We start from the raw sequence: 21,446 nt of genomic DNA, 5'->3' as shown, positions 1-21,446 counted from the left end.
GCTCTTTTTCTCGCATATTCATAATGCAAAGCTAGGCCATACACTTAAGCTTTTAAATATGTACTTGGTAGGGCGAATACACGGGTGGGACTATAATCAAATAGCACGATACCATCCAATGGAGCGTGATAGACCCAATAATAACCGGTATGGGCAGCTCCTTTTTTATCGCTTTCCAGTACTTTTATCGGTGTCTCATCAACCTGTAAATATCCCTGTGTTTTGCTCTGGAAGATAAGCTGCTCATAAAAGGGGGTCTAGTTTTTCGAGTGCCTGTTTTGTCCAACCTTCTGTCGTTGATGAGGGGATCTGTATGTTTTCCCTTGCGAAGATCTGCTTTTGGCGGTATAATGGGAGGTGATCCATATACTTATGTGTTAGGATCATCGCCAGCAGGCCTGCCCCGGGGATGCCTTCATCGATTACCCGCTCAGGAAGTTCTGCCATGGATACGCCAGATTTATCTTTGGCTGCATATTTTTAACGGATATAACGTTTGATATAGAACTTTGCCGGTTCACATTCCAGCTCTTCGGTGATTTCTTTGCCGATACACACCATTTCAGACAGCTCGCCTTCTGGGTGGATCCCAATTTCTTCCACAGGAAGATGTGCGGGCAATTTCGCACGTCCTTTATGGTTAGGGCGTTTACGTAAGTATTCGATTTTTTCCTTGATTTCTTGCTCTTGCTGCTCTACTTCTGCACATGGAGCTTCAAATGGAAGCATCGTCTGATTGGGATCAGGCTCAAAACGTTCGCGCTTCTGACCGAACTGCATACGTTTGTACGTGGCAAGTTGCGCTTCCAGATAATCTATCTTTTCGTCTCGCTCGGAAAGAGCGTGGTCACGACTGGAATGACCTTGAGAAGGTCTTCTTTCGAGAGATTTTCCAGCGCTGTTTCCATACCGTAAAGATACTCAAAAGACACCTTTATTCCTATTTAAAGTCAATTTTTAAGGTAAATAGAAACGTCTTTTTTGAATACTTTTCACCACCTGTATCCCCTCAATCATCAATACCAGATCGCTCCAGGACAATTCTCCATTTTTTACGTTCGGCGGCATGAAGGTGCCGCTCTCCAGACGCTTATAATAAAGTACAAAGCCTCCTTTTTCCCAGTGCAGCAGCTTCATATGCGTACGGCTACGGTTCAAAAACACGAAAACCTCACCGCTGGTTGCCTGACGTTGCATCCCTGAACTGATCAGTCCGCAGCGCCCGTCGAATGATTTATGAATGTCGCAAAAGCCGTCATAAAGGTAAAAACGGTGCGATGAACCAAGCGCAAACATCAGTATAGACGGATCAGCTGTGACACAAGGGCAACATCGTTTTCGATCTTGATACGCACACCATTGGGATAAATAATCTCAACATCGCTCTTTCCCCGCGCCTTATCAATTGTTATAAAGTTTCCGAGGCCTGCTGTGTCATTTTCTTTACTGCGCGAAAACCAATAATAAAAGGTCGCTTCGTTGATCCCATTTTCCGCGCAGTAAGCTTTCTTACTTTTACCGCTCTGTTGCCAGTCTGCTATAAGCGACAGCATACGCTCACGTTTTTCTTCTAAGTTGTTCATACAGCAAAGCTAAAGCCTAATGCGATCTAAGGCAATATGTACTTCATAGCACGGATACGTTCCAAAACAGGTTAATGGTTTCTATGGACGTTTCCCCTTTTTTCATAATCACATCTTGTAAAAGCTGTGTGAAGATGAGCGTACTTTCCATTACCACACGGTCTGCTGTGATGGGCGTGAAAATGTGGTGCATTCCTGCCAATGCTTTCAGAATGCCGGGCGTATTTACAGTTCCGGGCAGGTCAAAAAATACTACATCAACCGGAACGGAAGAAGTGTTTACAAATTCGTGAGCCGCTTCCAATACGCTATCCGCTTTGTACTGCATAATGGGATAGGCTTTTTTGTTGATGGTGGTAAATTGTTTATACGCCAGCTTTATCAAAGCCTCGTTTTCCATTACCATTGCCAAATCCCTTGTTTTCATTTTCATCAAGCTGTGCTGTGGAAAATCCGCATCAAATACGGCTACGTTGTAGCCCAACCGATAGTGCATCGTACTTGCAACAAGCGTTGTAAAGGTGCTTTTGCCGACACCGCCTTTTTGAGATGAAAAGGCGATAAATACTGTTTTGTGTTTTGCATTCATATTGCTGCTGTTTTTAATTATTTATATATCCATTTACCTATGTCCATATATCCGCAATTACCTACCTGTGTACCACTGTATATAGGCTTGTCGCTGTGTGCATACTTATGTAGTTAGGCAGGTAATGATGCACCAAGCTATGTACCTGAATACACGTTTATAGCTGTATGCAGGTATGTTTGTACCAACAGACCTGTTTATTTATGTGCCTGAATATGTGCGTACCCAATTGCATCATCGCATATCTCAATAGGTACTTTTCTACATAGCTGATTGCGTACTTATGTTTTTACCTGCATACCTAGCTATGCCCTTATATCTATCTGTTTGTAGGCACAAAGAAATGTAGATATATAGGTGCTTTCATTATCGTGGCAGTGTTTGGCGTTCAAAGGCAGCGTTTGTCCGGGTACTGCATTGCAATACTCTTACGGGCAGGGCTTTACTTTGTACAATGATTTTTATTAACGGATTTATGCAAAAGTCTTTTGACAAAATGGAGGGCAACAGGAACGGCTTCGAGCCGTTTTTCCCTGTTACATTTAATCCGTCCCGCAGGGCGGATTTTTGTGTTCAACGGAACACGGCAAGTTGTGTTTTGAGCATCTCGGAATGATTTCCGATGCTCAAAACAACTTGCCCTTTGCAGGGGGCAGAAAACACCTTCCAAAGTCAGGGTTTTGTATGGATTTTAAAATGGATTAGTGATGAACGATAACAACAAAAAGCAATTGAAAAAGACCGGACGTCGCCCCAAAGAAGACCCGGCGACCATCCGCTATACGATTTCCTTTAACGAGCAGGAACACGCCCATTTTCTTGCCCTGTTTGATAAATCAGGTATGCAGGTAAAGGCGCATTTCATAACGTCCTGCATCTTTGACAAGACCATAAAAACCATTCAGATTGACAAGGGAACGGTTGATTTTTATATGCGGCTGACCTCTTTTCACAGCCAGTTCCGTTCCATAGGTGTGAACTATAACCAAATTGTAAAGGTGCTGTACAAGAATTTTTCCGAGAAAAAAGCCGCAGCGTTCCTGTATAAACTGGAGAAACAGACGGCTGAAATGGCAATGCTGTGTCAGAAAATCATTCAGCTTACTGAAAAATTTGAGGAAGAATACCTAAAAAAATAATGTAGAATTGATAGCAAAAATTGGAAGAAGTGCAAATTTATACGGAGCGTTGGCGTACAATCAGCTTAAAGTGGAGAATGAAAACGAGCAGATTTTGTTTGCCAATAAGATGATTGAAACCGCAAGCGGTCATTATTCCGTGGCACAATTAGCCCAGTCTTTTGCACCTTACCTGATAGCCAACCGCAATACCGAGAAACACACGCTGCATATTTCGCTAAATCCTGACCCGAACGATAAGGTAAGCGATGATAAGTTTAGGGAAATGGCAGAACAGTATATGCGGGAAATGGGTTACGGCGAACAGCCTTTTGTGGTATTCAAACATACCGATATTGACCGTAGCCATATACACATTGTATCGGTTTGCGTGGACGAGCAGGGCAAAAAGATTTCGGATAAATTCGAGAAAATGCGGTCTATGAATGTATGCCGTGAACTAGAAAGAAAACACGGGTTGATACCCGCAACAGACAAAGAGCGCAATCAGAATGATAAGGTTTTCCGTCCGGTAGATTATCGGGCAGGCGATGTAAAAAGCCAAATTGCTTCGGTCGTTCGCCACCTCCCGAATTACTACCAGTACCAAACTTTGGGCGAATACAATGCCCTGCTTTCCCTGTTCAATATTACCGCCGAGAAAATCGAGGGCGAATTGCAGGGAGAGATGAAGCAGGGCTTAATATATATTCCGCTAAATGAAAAAGGCGAAAGAGCCGGGCATCCGTTCAAGGCTTCGCTGTTCGGAAAGAGCGCAGGGCTTCCGGCTTTGGAACTGCATTTTGCGAAATGCAAAACGGCTTTGAAAGATAGCCCCACCAAACAGACCCTAAAATCTGCCGTTACCATTGCCCTGAAAACCACGAGCGATGAACAGGCATTTAAAAAGCAGTTGGCGGAACAGGGTATTAACGTTGTGGTGCGCCGAAATGATACAGGGCGTATTTATGGCATCACATTTATAGACCACAATTCCAAAGCAGTTTGGAACGGTTCACGTTTGGCAACAGAACTTTCTGCCAACACCTTTAATGATTATTGGAACAATAACATCAAACCGAATATTAAAGAACCTGCCGTTTTACAACCCAAATTATCCACATCAAATGATGCGGATCTTCCTGCGGAAGAACCACACCATTTGTTCGACTTCTTACATACTGAAAAACACGAAGACGGTTTGATTGAAGCACTGGGAGGTTTATTGCCCGAAGCCCAGGGCGAAGATTACGAAGAACAGGACTTTGCCAATAAAATGAAGAAGAAAAGAAAACGCCAAAGAGGTCAGAAGTAATATTCAGCCAAACACTGCCACAGAACGCCACTGGCTGCCACATTCTTAGAGCCACTCCATAGAGCCTTTAAATTCACGCCCGAACATTAAAACTTTAGATAATGCAGGGAGAAGACGATTTAAGAGGGCTTTCCAAGATAATGGCTTTTATGCGGGCAGTCAGTATTCTTTTGGTGCTGATGCACCTTTATTGGTTCTGCTACGGTTTCTTTTTAGAACGTGGTTGGACGTTGGAAGTAATCAACAAGATATTAGGCAATTTCGACCGAACGGCGGGTTTGTTTTCACACACTCTTTACACCAAAGTATTCGCTTTGGTCTTACTGGCTTTAAGCTGTTTAGGGACAAAGGGCGTAAAGAACGAAAAGATAACCTGGACTAAAATTTACGTGGCGTTGGGCGTTGGCTTTGTGCTGTTCTTCCTGAACACACCTTTGTTAAAGCTATCTCCGGCAACAGGCACATTCCTGTATATGCTTACTATCTCATTAGGTTATATCGCCTTGCTGATGGCGGGCGTATGGATGAGCCGCCTGCTTCGTACCAACCTGATGGACGACGTATTTAATAATGAGAATGAGAGCTTTCAGCAGGAAACCAAACTGATGGAAAACGAGTATTCCGTTAACCTGCCCACCAAATTTTACTACAAAGGCAAATGGAACAACGGTTGGATAAACATTGTAAATCCATTCAGGGCATCAATAGTGTTGGGTACTCCCGGTTCCGGTAAATCTTATGCCATCGTAAACAACTACATCAAGCAGCAGATTGAAAAAGGCTTTAGTATGTATATCTACGATTTCAAGTTTGACGACCTTTCTACTATTGCCTATAATCACTTACTGAAGCATCGGGATAAATACAAAGTTCAGCCGAAATTTTACGTGATAAATTTCGACGACCCACGCAAGAGCCACCGTTGCAACCCACTCAATCCCGATTTTATGACGGACATTTCTGATGCTTACGAAGCGGCATATACTATAATGCTAAACCTTAACAGGTCGTGGATACAGAAGCAAGGGGATTTTTTCGTGGAAAGCCCAATTATTCTTTTGGCTGCGATTATTTGGTATCTGAAAATCTACGAAGATGGTAAGTATTGTACGTTCCCTCACGCCATTGAATTACTGAATAAAAAGTATTCGGATGTATTCACGATTTTAACTTCATACCCGGATTTGGAAAATTATTTGTCGCCCTTTATGGATGCGTGGCAAGGTGGAGCGCAAGACCAGTTACAAGGACAAATCGCATCGGCAAAAATTCCGCTATCAAGGATGATTAGCCCACAACTTTACTGGGTAATGACGGGCGATGATTTTACGCTTGACATTAACAACCCGAAAGAACCTAAAATTTTGTGCGTGGGTAACAATCCCGACCGTCAAAATATTTATTCCTCAGCTTTGGGTTTATACAATTCGAGGATTGTAAAGCTGATAAACAAAAAGGGACAGCTAAAGAGTTCCGTTATCATAGATGAGTTGCCCACAATTTATTTCAGGGGACTGGACAATCTTATCGCAACGGCGAGAAGTAATAAGGTAGCGGTATGTTTGGGTTTTCAGGATTTTTCGCAATTAACAAGGGATTACGGCGACAAGGAAAGCAAGGTAATACAGAATACTGTCGGTAATATATTCAGTGGTCAGGTGGTTGGCGAAACAGCAAAAAGCCTTTCGGAACGTTTCGGTAAAGTATTACAGAAACGCCAGAGTATGACGATTAACCGCAATGATAAATCTACCTCTATTTCGACACAGTTAGACAGCCTTATTCCGGCTTCCAAAATCTCAACACTTACACAAGGTTTGTTTGTTGGTTCTGTATCAGATAACTTTGATGAACGTATCGAGCAGAAGATATTTCACGCCGAAATTGTAGTGGACAATGAAAAGGTAGCGGCAGAAAGCAAAGCCTATCAGCAAATACCGCAAATCTTATCTTTTGTAAATGAGCAGGGCGAGGATAAGATGAAGCAGGAAATAGAAAACAATTACAAGCAGATAAAATCAGACATTCTGAATATTGTTGTTAGTGAAATGGAGCGTATCAAGAATGACCCTAACTTACAGCATTTGGTGCAGAAAGAATGATTATACTAAATATTTTTTTTGTGATTTTTCTATTAATATATTGTTAGAAGAATTAAAAGTAACAGCACCATTACGTCAACATATAAAATGCCAAATTTTAATACTCATAATTTAGCATTTGCTTAAATAAACAAATTAGTTACATTTGCATTATGGATAATACTTCTTGTACACGAAAACAGGCAGACATTAAACAAATCAATCGCTGTAAAGAAAGAGTTTCGGAACTCCACAGTTCGTTTGACTATTTGTCGAACGCACTTGAATTGACTGGAAACAATGTAAGACTGAAAATTCTGTTTCTTCTTTATGAAGAAAAACGACTTTGTGTTTGTGATGTGAGTGAAATTCTTGGAATGACAATTTCAGCGATTTCTCAGCACTTGAGAAAACTTAAAGACCGAAAGCTTATTGAAACCGAAAGAGAGGCGCAAACCATTTTTTACTCATTGACAAAAGAGTATGAGAAAATGTTGGACCCATTTTTTAAAATACTTGACGATAAAAAAAATTTAGAAACAATATGGTAACGGACGGAAAACTAATTGGGACTGGACTTTTGACAGCAATAGCAGCTTCATTATGTTGCATTACACCTGTTTTGGCTCTCATAGCAGGAACAAGTGGACTTGCTTCAACTTTCTCTTGGCTCGAACCTTTTCGTCCATATTTTATCGGGTTAACTATTTTAGTGCTTGCTTTTGCTTGGTATCAAAAATTGAAACCGCAAAAGAAAATTGACTGCAACTGTGAAACAACTGAAAAATCAAACTTTATGAAAACAAAATCATTTTTAGGAATTATTACCGTTATGGCGGCTTTACTTTTATCATTTCCGCTTTATGCTCACATTTTTTTTCCAAAGACCGAAAGTAAAGCAATTATTACCCAAACTTCCAAAATTCAGAAAGTTGAGTTTACAATCAAAGGGATGACTTGTTCAGGTTGTGAACACCACGTTAAAACGGAAGTTAGTAAACTAAAAGGAATTGTGGAAGTTGTGGTTTCTTATGAGAAAGGCAATGCCATTGTTAAGTTTGACAACAAACAAACAAGTATTATAGAAATTGAAAAAGCTATCAATTCGACAGGTTATAAATCACTAAAAAGTAAAATTATATCATAATGGAAATTAAATTACAATCAATTATAACTTGCCCAAATTGCGGATACAAAAAAGAGGAAACAATGCCAACAGATGCTTGCCAATATTTTTATGAATGTGAAAATTGCAAGACAAGATTAAAACCATTACAAGGCGATTGTTGTGTGTATTGTAGTTATGCCAGTGTTCCTTGTCCATCAATACAACAGGATAAAAAATGTTGCTATTAGAAACCAATTAAGAGAAAAAAATGTTCAGTTTTTTCAAAAAATATTTTCAAAAATTTAAGAAGAATACTTATGCTATCAACAGAAAAAACATTATCAGAAGTAATTGAAGTACTAAGACAAAGGGGTTATACGGAAGACTTTAATCTATTGGAAGAAAACATTTCGTACAAAATAGACGGAGAGAAAGTTAATTTAAGGGACATTGTTATTGATAAAATTTATCGTTTTACTGGGCTTAATGACTTGGAAGATGAGGCTATCTTATATGCGATGAGAAACCAAAAAGATGGAGCAAAAGGTGTTTTCGTAAATGGTTATGGTACATACTCTGACAGTGCAGCAAACAGCATCATTGAGCAAATATCAGTTGACGAGGACGATAATGATGATTGGACGATAGAAAATTAAATCACAATGACTGAATTAGAAAAAATTTTACTGCAAAAAGCTATAAAACCCACCGCTATGCGTTTGTTGGTGGTTGAAAAGTTATTGAAACAACAATATGCAGTAAGTCATAAAGAGCTGGCAGAACAGTTTGAAAAAGCAGATAATATTACTCTCTTCAGAACACTTAAAGTATTCCTGGAATACAAACTTGTCCATACCATTGATGATGGAAGCGGAGTGATTAAATACGCACTTTGCCAATCAGGATGCAATTGTAATTTATCAGAACTGCACACACATTTTTATTGTACCGACTGCAAACATACTTTTTGCCTTACTGAAACAGAAATTCCGAACATCGAAGTTCCTCAAAACTTTAAATTAGATGGAGCTAATTTAGTTCTTAAGGGGAAATGCGACAAATGTAACAAATAGATTTTTTCAACTTTGCAATTCTATTGCACAATCTATTTATTTATATTTGTAGCTGATGAAACTATTTATATTCATATTCAGTATATATTTTCTGGCATTATCCGTAATGCCGTGTACTGATGCGTGTGGTATGGATACCAGTAATACTTCAAAATCAGAGCTTTCTAATACAAGCAATGGTCAAACGAAAAACGGCGATTTATGCAGTCCTTTTTGTTCTTGTGCTACTTGTCATACCGTTGTGAATTTTACGTTTCAAACGTTCAAAATAAACGAGGCAAAGCCAAGTCTTAGCAAGATACAAAAATTCCCACTTCAAAATTTCAATTTCATTTCCAATTATCACGGAAACATTTGGCAGCCGCCAAAGATTAATACTTAATATTTTCAGCAAATGTATTTATTGGTAATGGATGATATATTCATTTACTATTAGATAGGTGTATTATCTAAATTGCACATTTAGCTGTCCTTTCTGTAACGGACAGAAAGTATTTATATCCATTATTATTAATTATTAATCAAATGAATTGTGTTAGACAGTATCATAAAATTTAGCATTAAGAACAAGCTCGTCATTGGAATAATGACATTGTTGCTCATTATTTGGGGAGTGTGGAGTGCCACAAAATTACCCATTGATGCCGTACCCGATATTACAAATAATCAGGTGCAAATAATTACGGTTTGCCCCACATTGGCGGCTCAGGAAGTAGAACAATTAGTAACTTTTCCGATAGAGCAAAGCATTGCTAATATTCCCGATTTAGAAGAAACCAGAAGTATTTCTAGGTTTGGTTTGTCCGTAATTACAGTTGTATTTAAGGAAAAAGTAGACATTTATTTTGCCCGACAGCTCATTAATGAAAAACTGAAAGAAGCAGAAGAAAAAATTCCGAACGGAATAGGAACACCTGAACTGGCTCCGGTCAGTACAGGGCTTGGTCAGATATACGAATATATAATACATCCCAAAAAGGGAAGTGAAAATAAATACAATGCCAAAGACCTTCGTACAATGCAGGACTGGATTGTTGCAAGGCAACTGTATGGTACACCCGGAATTGCAGAAGTAAATAGTTTTGGTGGCGAGCTAAAGCAATATGAAGTTGCTGTTAATCCTAATCGCTTAAAGGCTATGGATATAAGTATTACCGATATTTTCAACGCTCTTGAAAAAAACAACCAAAATACTGGCGGTGCTTATATTGATAAGAAACCAAATGCTTATTTCATTAGGGGGATTGGCTTGGTTACATCATTAGATGATATAAAAAATATTAGCGTAAAGAATAATCCTGGTAGTGTTCCAATTTTTATAAAAGATGTGGCAGATGTACGATTTGGTAGTGCTGTTAGATATGGAGCAATGACATATAACGGAGATGTTGATGCAGTAGGTGGTGTAGTAATGATGCTAAAAGGCGAAAATGCCAATAATGTAATTGAAAAAATAAAAGAAAAACTACCCACTATACAAAAGTCATTACCTGATGATATTATTATTGAACCTTACATAGACCGTTCAGTTTTAGTTGACAAGGCAATGAGTACCGTAGAAAAAAACCTGATAGAAGGTGCGTTGATTGTAATCTTTGTATTGGTACTTTTTTTAGGAAATTTTAGAGCCGGATTAATAGTAGCTTCCGCTATTCCCTTAGCAATGCTGTTTGCCTTGGCGATGATGAATGTGTTTGGTGTAAGCGCCAATTTAATGAGTTTGGGAGCCATAGATTTTGGGTTGATTGTAGATGGGGCAGTAATTGTTGTGGAAGCCACATTACATCACTTAGGCTTACGGAAATCTAAACAAAGGCTTACACAAACCGAAATGGATGAAGAGGTTTTCCTGTCTGCCTCCAAAATTCGTAGCAGTGCAGCATTTGGTGAAATCATTATACTAATTGTTTACATTCCTATTCTTACGTTAGTGGGTGTTGAAGGTAAAATGTTCCGTCCGATGGCACAGACTGTAGGTTTTGCCATTTTTGGAGCTTTGATTTTATCCTTAACATACATACCAATGATGTGTGCTTTGTTCTTATCCAAAAAACCTTCGTATAAAGAAACCTTTTCTGACAGAATGATGAATTGGTTACAAAAAAAATATCAGCCTTTGCTTGAAAAAGCGATTAGCATAAAGTATTGGTTCGTGGGTATCGCCATTGCCATATTTGCGGTTAGTATTTTCTTGTTTAGCCGAATGGGAGGAGAATTTATACCCCAGCTACAAGAAGGAGAATATGCGTTTGAATTTAAAATGCCTATTGAAACCTCATTATCACAAAGTATAGAAACTTCGATGCTTGCTTCGAGAATTGCCAAACAATTTGATGAAGTAAAAATGGTGGTAGGTAGAACTGGAGCTGGTGAAGTACCTACTGACCCAATGCCTCCGAGTGCAACAGATTTAATAATTATTCTTAAGCCTGAAAGTGAATGGAAATCCGGAAGGACATACGATGAATTAGGCGATGCAATAGAAGAAAAAATAGCCGTAATACCTGGCATAATTGTCGAAAAAAGCCAACCCATTCAAATGCGTTTTAACGAACTTATGACAGGGATAAAACAAGATGTTGCAATTAAGATTTTCGGAGAAAATTTAGATACACTAGCGTTAAATGCCGATAAGGTTAGCAAAGTTATACAAACAGTAAAGGGAGTTACAGTACCTCAAGTAGAACTGGTAAGTGGGCTACCTCAAATTAATATTGAATACGACCGAACTCGTTTAGCCAATTATGGAGTAAATGTAGAAGATGTAAATAATGTTGTGAGTACTGCCTTTGCAGGAAAAAGTGCAGGTGTGGTTTTTGAGAATGAAAGGAGATTTGATTTAGTTGTGCGTTTAGATAGTACTTACCGGGGTAGTATTGAAGATGTAAACAATATGATGATACCCACCAACATAGGTAGTCAAATTCCTCTATCACAAGTGGCTACAATTGATTATAAATTAGGACCGGCGCAGATAAGCCGTGAAGCGGGAAAGCGAAGAATTGTAATTGGTTTTAATGTAGCAGACAGAGACGTTCAAAGTGTAGTAGAAGAAATTCAAAAAAAATTGAATAACCAAGTAAAATTACCATCAGGATATTATTTCACTTATGGTGGGCAGTTTGAAAATTTACAGGAAGCCAGCAATAGATTATTGATAGCTGTTCCAGTTTCTTTAATATTGATATTTGTACTGCTTTACTTTACTTTCAGTTCTTTTAAACAGGCAGGATTAATTTTTACGGCTATCCCAATGAGTGCAATTGGAGGAATACTAGCTTTATTACTTCGGGGAATGCCTTTTAGCATCAGCGCAGGTATTGGATTTATTGCATTGTTTGGTGTTGCAGTCCTCAACGGAATTGTATTGATAGGTATTTTCAATCAATTAGAAAAAGAAGGAGAAAAAGATGTATTGAAACGGGTAATCGAAGGAACTAAAATCCGTTTGAGACCGGTTTTAATGACTGCAACAGTTGCCAGTTTAGGATTTCTGCCAATGGCTTTGAGCAGTAGCGCAGGTGCAGAGGTACAAAAACCATTGGCTACAGTTGTTATCGGTGGTTTGGTAACTGCCACATTCCTTACCCTATTCGTACTGCCTTTATTGTACATCATCTTCAATTCAAAAATTAATTTAAAAAGAAAACTTAAAGTGAAACCCATTGCGACTATCGTTGTGTTACTGCTATCATTGGTAGGTTTTACAGCAAACGCACAGACGAAAGATTTATCCAGTGTTGATGAAGCAATAAACATTGCGCTGAAAAATAATCAAATCATAAAGGCTTCAGATTTAGAAATTGATGCAAGTAAAGCCTTGAAAAAAACTGCCGGAGAATTACCAAAATTAGGTTTTAATGCACAATTAGGGCAGTACAACAGTACAAAATTCGACCAGTCATTTGAAGTGGCGCAAACTATTCCTTTTCCTACTTTATTCGGAGCAAAAAAGCAATTGATTAATGCAGAAATAAAAGCGAAAGAATTACAGAAAAACCTTACGGTAATAGAGCTAAAAACGCAGGTCAGAACTTACTATTATCAAATCCTGTATTTGCAACATAACCAAAAACAATTACAACAGTTAGATAGTCTGTACAGCGATTTTATAAAAATAGCACAGCTTCGTTATAAAACTGGTGATACAAAAAAAGTGGACATCAGTACGGCAGAAGCTAAGAAAGGGGAAATTAATTTATTGTTAAAACAGAATAAAGTGTTTTTAAACAATGCTGTTGCCAGTCTGAAAACTTTGATGAATACAAGAGAGGATTTTCTCATTGTAGAAAATGGAATTTTTCAACCATTACAAATCAGTAATTTATTGGATAATGATGTAGTTGCAAGTCATCCCGCCATTCAATCCTTATATCAGGATGCTGTTATTGCAGAACAGACCAAAAAGGTAGAACGTTCGCAAGGTTTACCTGATTTTACAATTGGTTTTACAAATCAATCTTTAATAGGTTTTCATACTGTAAATGGCGCAGAAAAATATTTTAATTCTGGTAAACGTTTCAATTCTGTAAATATTGGCATTGCAATTCCTATCACTTATGGTGCTACCAAAGCAAGGATAAAATCTTTGGACTTCAGAAAACAGGCTTCCGAAGCCAATGCTCAGCAGCTGCAAAAAGCATTAACAACACAATTACAAAATGCTTTGCAACAATACCAACAAGATATGCAACAGTTTAATTATTTTCAGCAAGAAGCATTGCCTAATGCCAAAGAAATAGTATCAGCAGCACAATTAGGTTATAAAACTGGAGAAATCAGCTATGTAGAATATCTTTTTGCATTGCAAACCACAACCGATATTCAATTAAATTATCTGAAAAGTATTCAGCAGGTAAACCAGTCTGTAATCAGTATTTATTCTCTCATTAATCAATAAATAAAAAATGAAATTCAATATAAATAAAATCACGTTTGTAACAGTGATAACTGTTGTAATACTTGCTTTTTCCGCTTGCAATAATCATAAAGATGGGGATGGGCAAAACCAGAAGGCAAAAGAAATTCAAAAAGAAGAAGCCCACGAAGAAGTACCAACCATTGCCACACTTTCAGAGGAACAGATAAAGATAGTTGGAATAAAAATAGGCACAATAGAACAAAGGGAGCTGTCTGCAACCATCAAAGCAAATGGAAATCTGAATGTTCCCAATAACAATAAAGCCAATGCTACAACTTTATATGGTGGGGTGATAAGAACATTGAAAGTTCAACTTGGGGATTATGTTAGAAAGGGTGAAATAATAGCGACGATTGGCAATCCGCAGTTTATACAATTACAGGAAGAATATTTGAGTATAGTAAGTAGAATAACTTTTGCAGAGCAAGAGCTATCAAGACAAAAAGAGTTAAACGAAGGAAATGCTGGCGCAAAGAAAAATTTACAAAGTGCAACAGCCGAATTGAACAGCCTTCGTACTCGAAAAGCATCTTTACATCAACAATTACAATTAATGGGCATCAATCCCAGCACCCTATCAAACAGTAATTTGAAATCTGCGCTAACGGTAATTAGTCCTTTGAATGGTACAGTGAGTAATGTTTTCGCTAAAATTGGAAGTTATGTAGATGTTTCTTCTCCAGTAATTGAAGTTGTAGATAACAGCTCATTGCATTTGGATTTACAAGTTTTTGAAAAAGATTTACCACAAATAAAAATTGGGCAAACTATTCATTTTCGATTGACAAATAATCCAGCCACTGAATATGAGGCTACGGTTTTCAATATCGGTTCATCTTTTCAAAATGAGAGTAAAACTATTGTTGTACGTTGCCGCATAAAAGGTAATAAAAATGGGTTAATTGATGGAATGAATATAACAGGAATTGTAAGCTTAAGCAATGTGACCACACCTGCTGTTCCCAATGATGCCATCGTAAATACTGATGGTAAATATTTTATTTTCGTACAAACCGATAAAAAAGCAGAAGAACATCACGAAGAAGAAAACCATAAAGAAGATGAGGAAACTGAACATAAGGAAGATACAAGCAATATAAATTTTGAAAAAGTAGAAGTATTGAAAGGGGTATCTGATATGGGGTATACCGCAATAACTTTTGTCAAGCAAATTCCTGTCAATGCCAAAATCGTTGTAAAAGGAGCATTTTTTGTAAACGCAAAATTATCTAATGCTGGAGAAGAGGAAGATTAACCAATAATAACTAAACAATGATAAATACAGATAAAAATCACAAGCATATTTATGATGCACACGGCAAGCAACTCTGCTGCACCGAGGAAAGCAAAAACGATGCCCAAACAAATACAGGGCAGAGTACTGATAATGTTTGTTGCTCAACGGATGAAAAAGTCAATCAAAAGAGTAATGAACGAAGTGAAGCTGTTGATAAAAATAGCGTTATAAAAATGTTTTTACCAGGAATTATTTCTTTGGTACTATTGCTAATTGCTATTTACTTAGACAATGCCTTGAAACCTGAATGGTTTCAAGGTTGGGTAAGAACTGTTTGGTATATAATAGCGTATGCACCAGTCGGATTTCCTGTAATTAAAGAAGCTTTTGAAAGTATTAGCAAAGGCGATGTTTTTTCAGAATTTTTGCTAATGAGTATTGCCACTATTGGAGCCTTTGCCATTGGTGAATACCCAGAGGGTGTCGCTGTAATGCTGTTTTATGCTGTTGGCGAAGTCTTTCAGTCATTAGCAGTTAAAAGAGCGAAAGCAAATATCAAGAGCTTGCTTGACCAACGCCCCGATGAAGTAACTATTCTAAAAGAAAATCAACCGAAAACAGTAAAGGCGGAAACAGTAACCATTGGTGACATCATACAATTAAAGCCCGGCGAAAAATTAGGATTAGACGGAACATTATTATCCGAAACTGCATCATTCAACACAGCAGCTTTAACAGGCGAAAGCAAGCCCGACACCAAAGCAAAAGATGATACGGTATTAGCAGGAATGATAAACCTAAATACCGTTGTACAAGTAAAAGTAACAACTGCATATACTGATAGCAAGCTGAGTAAAATTTTAGAATTGGTGCAAAATGCTACTGCTCAAAAAGCACCGACAGAATTATTCATTAGAAAGTTTGCAAAAATATACACACCGATAGTTGTACTGTTAGCTATTCTAATTACAGCATTGCCCTACTTCTTTGTAGAAAATTATGTGTTCAGCCAATGGTTGTATCGTGCTTTGGTATTCCTTGTTATCTCTTGCCCTTGTGCATTGGTAATAAGTATTCCTTTAGGCTACTTTGGCGGAATTGGGGCAGCGAGTAAAAATGGAATATTGGTTAAGGGAAGCAACTTTTTGGATGTTCTTGCCAGCATACAAAATGTAGTAATGGATAAGACAGGTACAATGACGGAGGGCGTATTTAAAGTTCAGGAAGTTGTATTTGACAAGGCATTTGATGAGAAAGAAATTTTAGAAATGGTCAATGCTTTGGAAAGCCATAGTAGCCACCCCGTAGCAACTGCCATTCAAGAATATGTAGGCGATGTAAACCACAATATCCCATTAGAAAATATAGAGGAAATTGCAGGACACGGACTAAAGGCTAATGTAAATGGGAAAGAATTATTGGTAGGGAATTTTAAGCTGATGGATAAATTTTCTATTACTTATGACATAGACCCGAACAGCATTGTCTACACGGTAATCGCAGTGGCTTATGATAGAAAGTTTGTTGGTTACATTACCATTGCGGACAGCATAAAAGAAGACGCACAGGAAACCATAAATCTATTGCATAAGCTCAATGTTAAAGCTACTATGCTTAGCGGAGATAAAAGTACGGTTGTAAAGTATGTAGCGGAACAGTTGGGGATAGATAATGCTTTCGGAGATTTATTGCCTGAAGATAAAGTAAACAGAGTTAAAGAAATTAAAGCCAAAGGCGGAAGCGTTGCTTTTGTTGGCGACGGTGTAAACGATGCGCCTGTTGTGGCTTTGAGCGATGCGGGTATTGCAATGGGCGGTTTGGGAAGCGATGCGACCATTGAAACGGCAGATGTGGTAATACAAGACGACAAACCGAGTAAAATACCTATGGCAATCAATATAGGCAAGCAGACAAAGAAAATCGTTTGGCAAAATATAGCTTTAGCATTCGGAGTAAAAGCTATTGTACTAGTTTTGGGAGCTGGGGCTTAGCGACTATGTGGGAAGCTGTTTTTGCCGATGTTGGGGTTGCCTTATTAGCTATACTAAACGCAGTAAGGATACAGCGGATGAAATTTTAAGATTAGAACATCCTAATGATGAATAAAACAGACAATTCGTAAGAAAGGCAAAAGTTATCAAATGTCAATTTGTCGAAGGAGAAGAAGAAGAAAAGATCTTCGCTCTTTATGATACTTTTTGGGATATTTTTTAGCTCTGTGTCTTATTGCTTTGATATACATAAAATTAGACACTATTATATCTATCCCTATCACTAAAAATGGACTTATTAGTTCTGTATCGAGCAAAAACCAAAGTTCCAAAAGAGAAACCCGAAAATGCAAATTTCTTTCAAATATGACAGTATTTGGGTTTCTCTATTATTGTTTAAAAAATAGATTTAGGATAACGGATGGATAAATTTATAACGAAACGCTGGCTAAGCTGGAAAACGAAATCAAAGAATTTGAGATTGAAGCAGACTGTTCGATAGAACGCATTGAAGCAGTTATACAACTTATTATCAAATGTTTATTCGACGTAAAAAAATATATTTTAAAAAGAGGATTTAAGAATGTTGATGAAGAAATTCGCTTTTTTAAATATCAAAAGCCAATTATCGTTTCAAAGCTCATCTATTATAATGCCATCTATAAAATCGAAACGAGAAGACCGTATGGAAATAAGCGTACCAAGAAATATTTTGTCAAAGAACTGAAAAAGCTAAAAAGGTTCTTTGAAAATAACCTTGATTTTTATAAGTATTACCGTAGCAATAATTCTTTCTTTGACGAACAATTTTTTGTACGTGGCAAGCACGATATAAGACTATGGTTAGACACTTTTTATTTTGAGGCAGACCATCGCTTTTCTACTTCGCACGATTATAAGGTTGCCAAGATAATTGCTAATGACCTGATACAGGTATATTTGGAAGACAGGTTAAATAACATCAACGTTAAAAAGGTTTCAGATAATTCGTTGATATGGACAGCAAGCAAAACTGCACTCACGGAACTCATTTATGCACTGTACTCCCACGGTGCATTTAACAATGGGAATACAGAAATAAAATTGATAGCCAAAACGTTTGAAGATGCCTTCAATATTGAGTTAGGCGACTTTTACCATACGTTTATGGAACTTAAAGCCCGCAAAATAAACCGAACGAAATTCCTCGACAGGCTGTGTGAAGCACTGATAAAGAAAATGGACGAACAAGATGAAAAACAGTAAGTATATATGTACACAGGCTTTATTCCTCTTGGCAAGAAGTCAGAGTAATTAAACTTAAATTGTAAATTTGTTTATTGCTTATGTATTAAATACTAAACGTAGTCAGTAAATAAATATGAATACAATCTTTATTAAAAATATGGTTTGCGACCGTTGCATTATGGTGGTACAAAACGAATTGGAAAAACTGGGATTAGATGCTAAAAATATAAAACTGGGCGAAGTTATTCTTTCCAAAGAAATAACATCTCTGGAAAAAGAGAATTTGTCCAAAACTTTAGAGCCATTAGGATTTGAAGTAATTGACGATAAAAAAGGCAGGATAATAGAAAAGATAAAGAACATTATCATTGACCTGGTACACCATCAGGATAGTGATGTAAAAACCAACCTTTCCGATGTATTGAGTGACAAATTGCATCACGATTACAATTACCTGTCCAATCTGTTTTCAGAGGTAGAGGGTACAACCATTGAAAAATACTTTATCGCCCAAAAGGTGGAGAAAGTCAAAGAATTGTTGGTGTATGATGAGTTGTCATTAAGTGAGATTGCGAACCGCCTAAATTATTCGAGCGTGGCATATTTGAGTAACCAGTTTAAAAAAGTTACCGGGCTAACACCAAGCCATTTCAAACAGATTAAAGAGGATAAAAGAAAACCGTTGGATAAAGTGTAAGTAAATCTTACAAATCAAATCCAAAATTTCACAACAGTACCCATAAATATAATAGCCAATTTTGTATTGTAAATTAAAGCAGGCAAATATGGCGACAAACAGAGAAAATATATACATTCCATTGGAGGATGTAGAAAGCGAACACTGTGCATTAATCGTTGAAAAGGGATTGGCACAGGTAAAAGGCGTAGAAACCCATAAAGTAGAGCTGAACAACCGAAGGGCAGCGATTACAGTAGATAGCAATGAAACCGTAGGCGAGGCTGTTAAGGCAATTAAAGATTTAGGTTACGGAGTTCCTACGGTTAAAAGTGCTTTTCCGGTATTGGGCATGACCTGTGCATCCTGTGCGGGCAGTGCCGAAAGCATTGTGAAATACCAACCGGGAGTAGTTAATGCTTCCGTGAACTTTGCAACGGGCAATCTTACCGTGGAATATCTGCCCAATATGACCGATGCCTCCACCCTGCAAAAAGCGGTTCAGGGAGTAGGTTACGACCTATTGATTGAAGACGAAACCAAGCAGCAGGAAACGCTCGAAGCCATCCACGAAAAGAAATTCCGAACCTTGAAAAACAAGACCATTTGGGCAATTATCCTTTCCCTGCCCGTGGTAATCATAGGAATGTTCTTTATGGATATGCCCTATGCAGACCCGATAATGTGGCTCTTTTCCACGCCCGTTGTAATATGGTTGGGCAGGGATTTTTTTGTAAACGCTTGGAAGCAGGCAAAGCACCGTTCCGCCAATATGGATACGCTGGTGGCATTGAGTACAGGTATTGCCTACCTGTTCAGTGTTTTCAATATGCTGTTTGCCGACTTTTGGCATCAACGGGGACTGCATGCTCACGTATATTTTGAAGCGGCTGCCGTTATTATCGCATTCATCCTCTTGGGAAAACTGCTGGAAGAAAGAGCCAAAGGCAACACCTCTTCAGCCATTAAGAAGCTGATGGGCTTGCAGCCAAAAACGGTCATCGTGGTACAGGCGGACGGAACGGAAAAGCAGACCGCTATCGAAGACGTAAGCGCAGGCGATGTGATACTCGTAAAGCCCGGTGAAAAGATTGCGGTAGACGGCATGGTCATATCGGGCAATTCGTATGTGGACGAAAGCATGTTAAGCGGTGAGCCTGTACCTGTATTGAAAAAAGAAAAAGAAAAAGTATTTGCAGGAACGATTAACCAAAAAGGCAGCTTCCGGTTCAGGGCGGTAAAAGTGGGCAAAGAAACCATGCTTGCCCACATCATCAAAAGGGTGCAGGATGCACAGGGAAGCAAAGCACCCGTACAGAAACTGGTCGATAGGATTGCGGGCATCTTTGTTCCCACAGTGATAGGTATTGCCATCCTGACATTTACGCTATGGTTGATTTTGGGAGGCGAAAACGGGGTTGTTCAAGGTCTGTTGGCAGCCGTTACGGTATTGGTCATTGCCTGCCCCTGTGCTTTAGGCTTAGCGACACCCACCGCTATTATGGTAGGCGTTGGTAAAGGTGCTGAAAATGGCATTTTGATAAAGGATGCCGAAAGTTTGGAACTGGCCAAAAAAGTAAATGCCATCGTTTTGGACAAAACCGGAACCATCACCGAGGGAAGACCACAGGTAACGGGCATTAAATGGCTGAACAATGAGGACACTGCAAAAGAAATCCTTTTGAGCATCGAAAAGCAATCCGAGCATCCATTGGCAGAAGCCGTAGTGAAGCATCTTGGCGATGTAGCGGCCACCTCTTTATCCATGTTCGACAGCATTACGGGCAAAGGCGCAAAAGCAGACCATGACAACGAAACCTATTATGTAGGCAACAAAAAGCTATTGGCAGAAAACAACATTGCCATTGCCGGAGAATTACAAGACCAGGCCGAAGAATGGGGCAAACAGTCTAAAACCGTTATCTGGTTTGCAAACAGCAAAAAGGCTCTTGCTGTAATCGCTATCGCCGATAAGATTAAGGAAACATCGGTGCAGGCTATCCGGGAAATGCAGGAAATGGGCATTGACCTGTATATGCTGACCGGAGATAATGAAGCTACCGCTAAAGCCATTGCGGAGCAGACAGGCATCAAGCATTACAAAGCCGAAGTTTTGCCACAGCATAAAGCCGACTTTGTGAAAGAACTGCAAAGTAAAGGAAAGGTAGTGGCAATGGTGGGCGATGGTATCAACGACAGCACCGCATTGGCAACAGCCGATGTAAGTATCGCAATGGGCAAAGGCAGCGACATCGCAATGGACGTAGCCAAGATGACCATCATTTCGTCCGACCTGACCAAGATACCGCAGGCAATACGCTTGTCCAAACAGACCGTAGCCACCATCAAGCAAAACCTGTTCTGGGCGTTTATCTACAACGTAATCGGCATTCCGGTAGCGGCAGGCATCCTTTACCCTGTTAACGGCTTCCTGCTCAACCCGATGATTGCGGGTGCGGCAATGGCATTGAGCAGCGTGAGCGTGGTCAGTAACAGCCTGCGGTTGAAGTGGAAGAAATAAAACAGT

At 38.7% G+C, this 21,446-nt stretch carries 21 protein-coding genes; 15 read left to right on the top strand and 6 right to left on the bottom strand.

Features of this window, described 5'->3' with window-relative positions; all coding sequences use genetic code 11:
- Positions 1–44: 44 nt before the first annotated feature.
- The 6 genes from DTA23_RS28015 to DTA23_RS21310 form a co-directional block, all read right to left on the bottom strand.
- Positions 45–236, bottom strand: a complete 192-nt coding sequence (locus DTA23_RS28015) for an IS66 family transposase (protein WP_201649544.1) — start codon at positions 234–236, stop codon at positions 45–47.
- Between the two features lie 7 nt (positions 237–243).
- Complete coding sequence (locus DTA23_RS28010) at positions 244–447, bottom strand: IS66 family transposase (protein WP_201649516.1); 204 nt, start codon at positions 445–447, stop codon at positions 244–246.
- Between the two features lie 33 nt (positions 448–480).
- Positions 481–780 carry an IS66 family transposase gene (locus DTA23_RS28005; RefSeq protein WP_201649518.1) on the bottom strand — a complete coding sequence of 100 codons (300 nt, stop codon included), beginning with the start codon at positions 778–780 and terminating at the stop codon, positions 481–483.
- 177 nt (positions 781–957) lie between these two features.
- Positions 958–1,296 (bottom strand): IS66 family insertion sequence element accessory protein TnpB, encoded by a 339-nt coding sequence (gene tnpB / locus DTA23_RS21320; RefSeq protein ID WP_112375956.1) that lies wholly within the window; start codon positions 1,294–1,296, stop codon positions 958–960.
- Entirely contained in the window at positions 1,296–1,583 is a 288-nt protein-coding gene (tnpA, locus tag DTA23_RS21315) for an IS66 family insertion sequence element accessory protein TnpA (RefSeq protein ID WP_070566679.1), read from the bottom strand. The genes tnpB and tnpA overlap by 1 nt, the downstream gene beginning before the upstream one ends.
- A 43-nt stretch (positions 1,584–1,626) precedes the next feature.
- Positions 1,627–2,172 carry a ParA family protein gene (locus tag DTA23_RS21310; RefSeq protein WP_236590868.1) on the bottom strand — a complete coding sequence of 182 codons (546 nt, stop codon included), beginning with the start codon at positions 2,170–2,172 and terminating at the stop codon, positions 1,627–1,629.
- Between the two features lie 707 nt (positions 2,173–2,879).
- Between DTA23_RS21310 and mobA the strand changes: the two genes are divergently transcribed.
- From mobA to DTA23_RS21235, 15 genes are all read left to right on the top strand, one after another.
- A complete protein-coding gene (gene mobA, locus DTA23_RS21305) occupies positions 2,880–3,311 on the top strand; it encodes a conjugal transfer protein MobA (protein WP_024566610.1) in 432 nt (143 codons plus the stop codon).
- Positions 3,312–3,318: 7 nt separating this feature from the next.
- Positions 3,319–4,605, top strand: a complete 1,287-nt coding sequence (gene mobB / locus DTA23_RS21300; RefSeq protein WP_088264057.1) for a conjugal transfer protein MobB — start codon at positions 3,319–3,321, stop codon at positions 4,603–4,605.
- 101 nt (positions 4,606–4,706) lie between these two features.
- A complete protein-coding gene (mobC, locus tag DTA23_RS21295; protein ID WP_112375955.1) occupies positions 4,707–6,707 on the top strand; it encodes a conjugal transfer protein MobC in 2,001 nt (666 codons plus the stop codon).
- Positions 6,708–6,859: 152 nt separating this feature from the next.
- On the top strand, positions 6,860–7,237 hold the full coding sequence (locus DTA23_RS21290) for an ArsR/SmtB family transcription factor (protein WP_112375954.1): 378 nt from the start codon (positions 6,860–6,862) through the stop codon (positions 7,235–7,237).
- A complete protein-coding gene (gene merTP / locus DTA23_RS21285) occupies positions 7,231–7,833 on the top strand; it encodes a mercuric transport protein MerTP (protein ID WP_024566614.1) in 603 nt (200 codons plus the stop codon). Before DTA23_RS21290 ends, merTP begins: the two co-directional genes overlap by 7 nt.
- On the top strand, positions 7,833–8,042 hold the full coding sequence (locus tag DTA23_RS30085) for a GDCCVxC domain-containing (seleno)protein (protein ID WP_078679374.1): 210 nt from the start codon (positions 7,833–7,835) through the stop codon (positions 8,040–8,042). The genes merTP and DTA23_RS30085 overlap by 1 nt, the downstream gene beginning before the upstream one ends.
- Positions 8,043–8,111: 69 nt before the next feature.
- The gene (locus DTA23_RS21275; protein WP_024566615.1) at positions 8,112–8,450 is read left to right on the top strand and encodes a hypothetical protein; all 339 of its coding nucleotides are present in this window, start codon (positions 8,112–8,114) and stop codon (positions 8,448–8,450) included.
- Between the two features lie 6 nt (positions 8,451–8,456).
- Positions 8,457–8,867, top strand: a complete 411-nt coding sequence (locus DTA23_RS21270; protein ID WP_024566616.1) for a Fur family transcriptional regulator — start codon at positions 8,457–8,459, stop codon at positions 8,865–8,867.
- 55 nt (positions 8,868–8,922) lie between these two features.
- A complete protein-coding gene (locus tag DTA23_RS30615) occupies positions 8,923–9,249 on the top strand; it encodes a DUF6660 family protein (protein ID WP_031504363.1) in 327 nt (108 codons plus the stop codon).
- A 150-nt stretch (positions 9,250–9,399) separates the two neighbouring features.
- Positions 9,400–13,767: a CusA/CzcA family heavy metal efflux RND transporter gene (locus tag DTA23_RS21260; RefSeq protein WP_112375953.1), complete on the top strand. Its 4,368-nt coding sequence runs from the start codon at positions 9,400–9,402 to the stop codon at positions 13,765–13,767.
- Positions 13,768–13,774: 7 nt separating this feature from the next.
- Positions 13,775–15,043, top strand: coding sequence for an efflux RND transporter periplasmic adaptor subunit (locus DTA23_RS21255; protein WP_112375952.1), 1,269 nt, complete (start codon positions 13,775–13,777; stop codon positions 15,041–15,043).
- A 17-nt stretch (positions 15,044–15,060) separates the two neighbouring features.
- The gene (locus DTA23_RS21250) at positions 15,061–17,016 is read left to right on the top strand and encodes a heavy metal translocating P-type ATPase (RefSeq protein ID WP_440591186.1); all 1,956 of its coding nucleotides are present in this window, start codon (positions 15,061–15,063) and stop codon (positions 17,014–17,016) included.
- A gap of 429 nt (positions 17,017–17,445) precedes the next feature.
- On the top strand, positions 17,446–18,261 hold the full coding sequence (locus DTA23_RS21245) for an RteC domain-containing protein (protein WP_112375951.1): 816 nt from the start codon (positions 17,446–17,448) through the stop codon (positions 18,259–18,261).
- Positions 18,262–18,376: 115 nt separating this feature from the next.
- A complete protein-coding gene (locus DTA23_RS21240; RefSeq protein WP_024566623.1) occupies positions 18,377–18,940 on the top strand; it encodes a helix-turn-helix domain-containing protein in 564 nt (187 codons plus the stop codon).
- Between the two features lie 88 nt (positions 18,941–19,028).
- On the top strand, positions 19,029–21,440 hold the full coding sequence (locus DTA23_RS21235) for a heavy metal translocating P-type ATPase (RefSeq protein ID WP_112375950.1): 2,412 nt from the start codon (positions 19,029–19,031) through the stop codon (positions 21,438–21,440).
- Positions 21,441–21,446 lie beyond the last annotated feature (6 nt).

This window comes from Sphingobacterium multivorum (assembly GCF_900457465.1).
GTDB classification, from domain to species: domain Bacteria; phylum Bacteroidota; class Bacteroidia; order Sphingobacteriales; family Sphingobacteriaceae; genus Sphingobacterium; species Sphingobacterium multivorum.
This window is presented reverse-complemented; position numbering and strand designations above follow the sequence as displayed.

Coding starts and splice junctions, on each gene's coding strand:
- DTA23_RS28010 (WP_201649516.1), bottom strand. CDS start 447: ATGGCAGAACTTCCTGAGCGGGTAATCGATGAAGGCATCCCCGGGGCA.
- DTA23_RS28005 (WP_201649518.1), bottom strand. CDS start 780: ATGCAGTTCGGTCAGAAGCGCGAACGTTTTGAGCCTGATCCCAATCAG.
- tnpB (WP_112375956.1), bottom strand. CDS start 1,296: ATGTTTGCGCTTGGTTCATCGCACCGTTTTTACCTTTATGACGGCTTT.
- tnpA (WP_070566679.1), bottom strand. CDS start 1,583: ATGAACAACTTAGAAGAAAAACGTGAGCGTATGCTGTCGCTTATAGCA.
- DTA23_RS21310 (WP_236590868.1), bottom strand. CDS start 2,172: ATGAATGCAAAACACAAAACAGTATTTATCGCCTTTTCATCTCAAAAA.
- mobA (WP_024566610.1), top strand. CDS start 2,880: ATGAACGATAACAACAAAAAGCAATTGAAAAAGACCGGACGTCGCCCC.
- mobC (WP_112375955.1), top strand. CDS start 4,707: ATGCAGGGAGAAGACGATTTAAGAGGGCTTTCCAAGATAATGGCTTTT.
- DTA23_RS21290 (WP_112375954.1), top strand. CDS start 6,860: ATGGATAATACTTCTTGTACACGAAAACAGGCAGACATTAAACAAATC.
- merTP (WP_024566614.1), top strand. CDS start 7,231: ATGGTAACGGACGGAAAACTAATTGGGACTGGACTTTTGACAGCAATA.
- DTA23_RS30085 (WP_078679374.1), top strand. CDS start 7,833: ATGGAAATTAAATTACAATCAATTATAACTTGCCCAAATTGCGGATAC.
- DTA23_RS21275 (WP_024566615.1), top strand. CDS start 8,112: ATGCTATCAACAGAAAAAACATTATCAGAAGTAATTGAAGTACTAAGA.
- DTA23_RS21270 (WP_024566616.1), top strand. CDS start 8,457: ATGACTGAATTAGAAAAAATTTTACTGCAAAAAGCTATAAAACCCACC.
- DTA23_RS30615 (WP_031504363.1), top strand. CDS start 8,923: ATGAAACTATTTATATTCATATTCAGTATATATTTTCTGGCATTATCC.
- DTA23_RS21255 (WP_112375952.1), top strand. CDS start 13,775: ATGAAATTCAATATAAATAAAATCACGTTTGTAACAGTGATAACTGTT.
- DTA23_RS21250 (WP_440591186.1), top strand. CDS start 15,061: ATGATAAATACAGATAAAAATCACAAGCATATTTATGATGCACACGGC.
- DTA23_RS21240 (WP_024566623.1), top strand. CDS start 18,377: ATGAATACAATCTTTATTAAAAATATGGTTTGCGACCGTTGCATTATG.
- DTA23_RS21235 (WP_112375950.1), top strand. CDS start 19,029: ATGGCGACAAACAGAGAAAATATATACATTCCATTGGAGGATGTAGAA.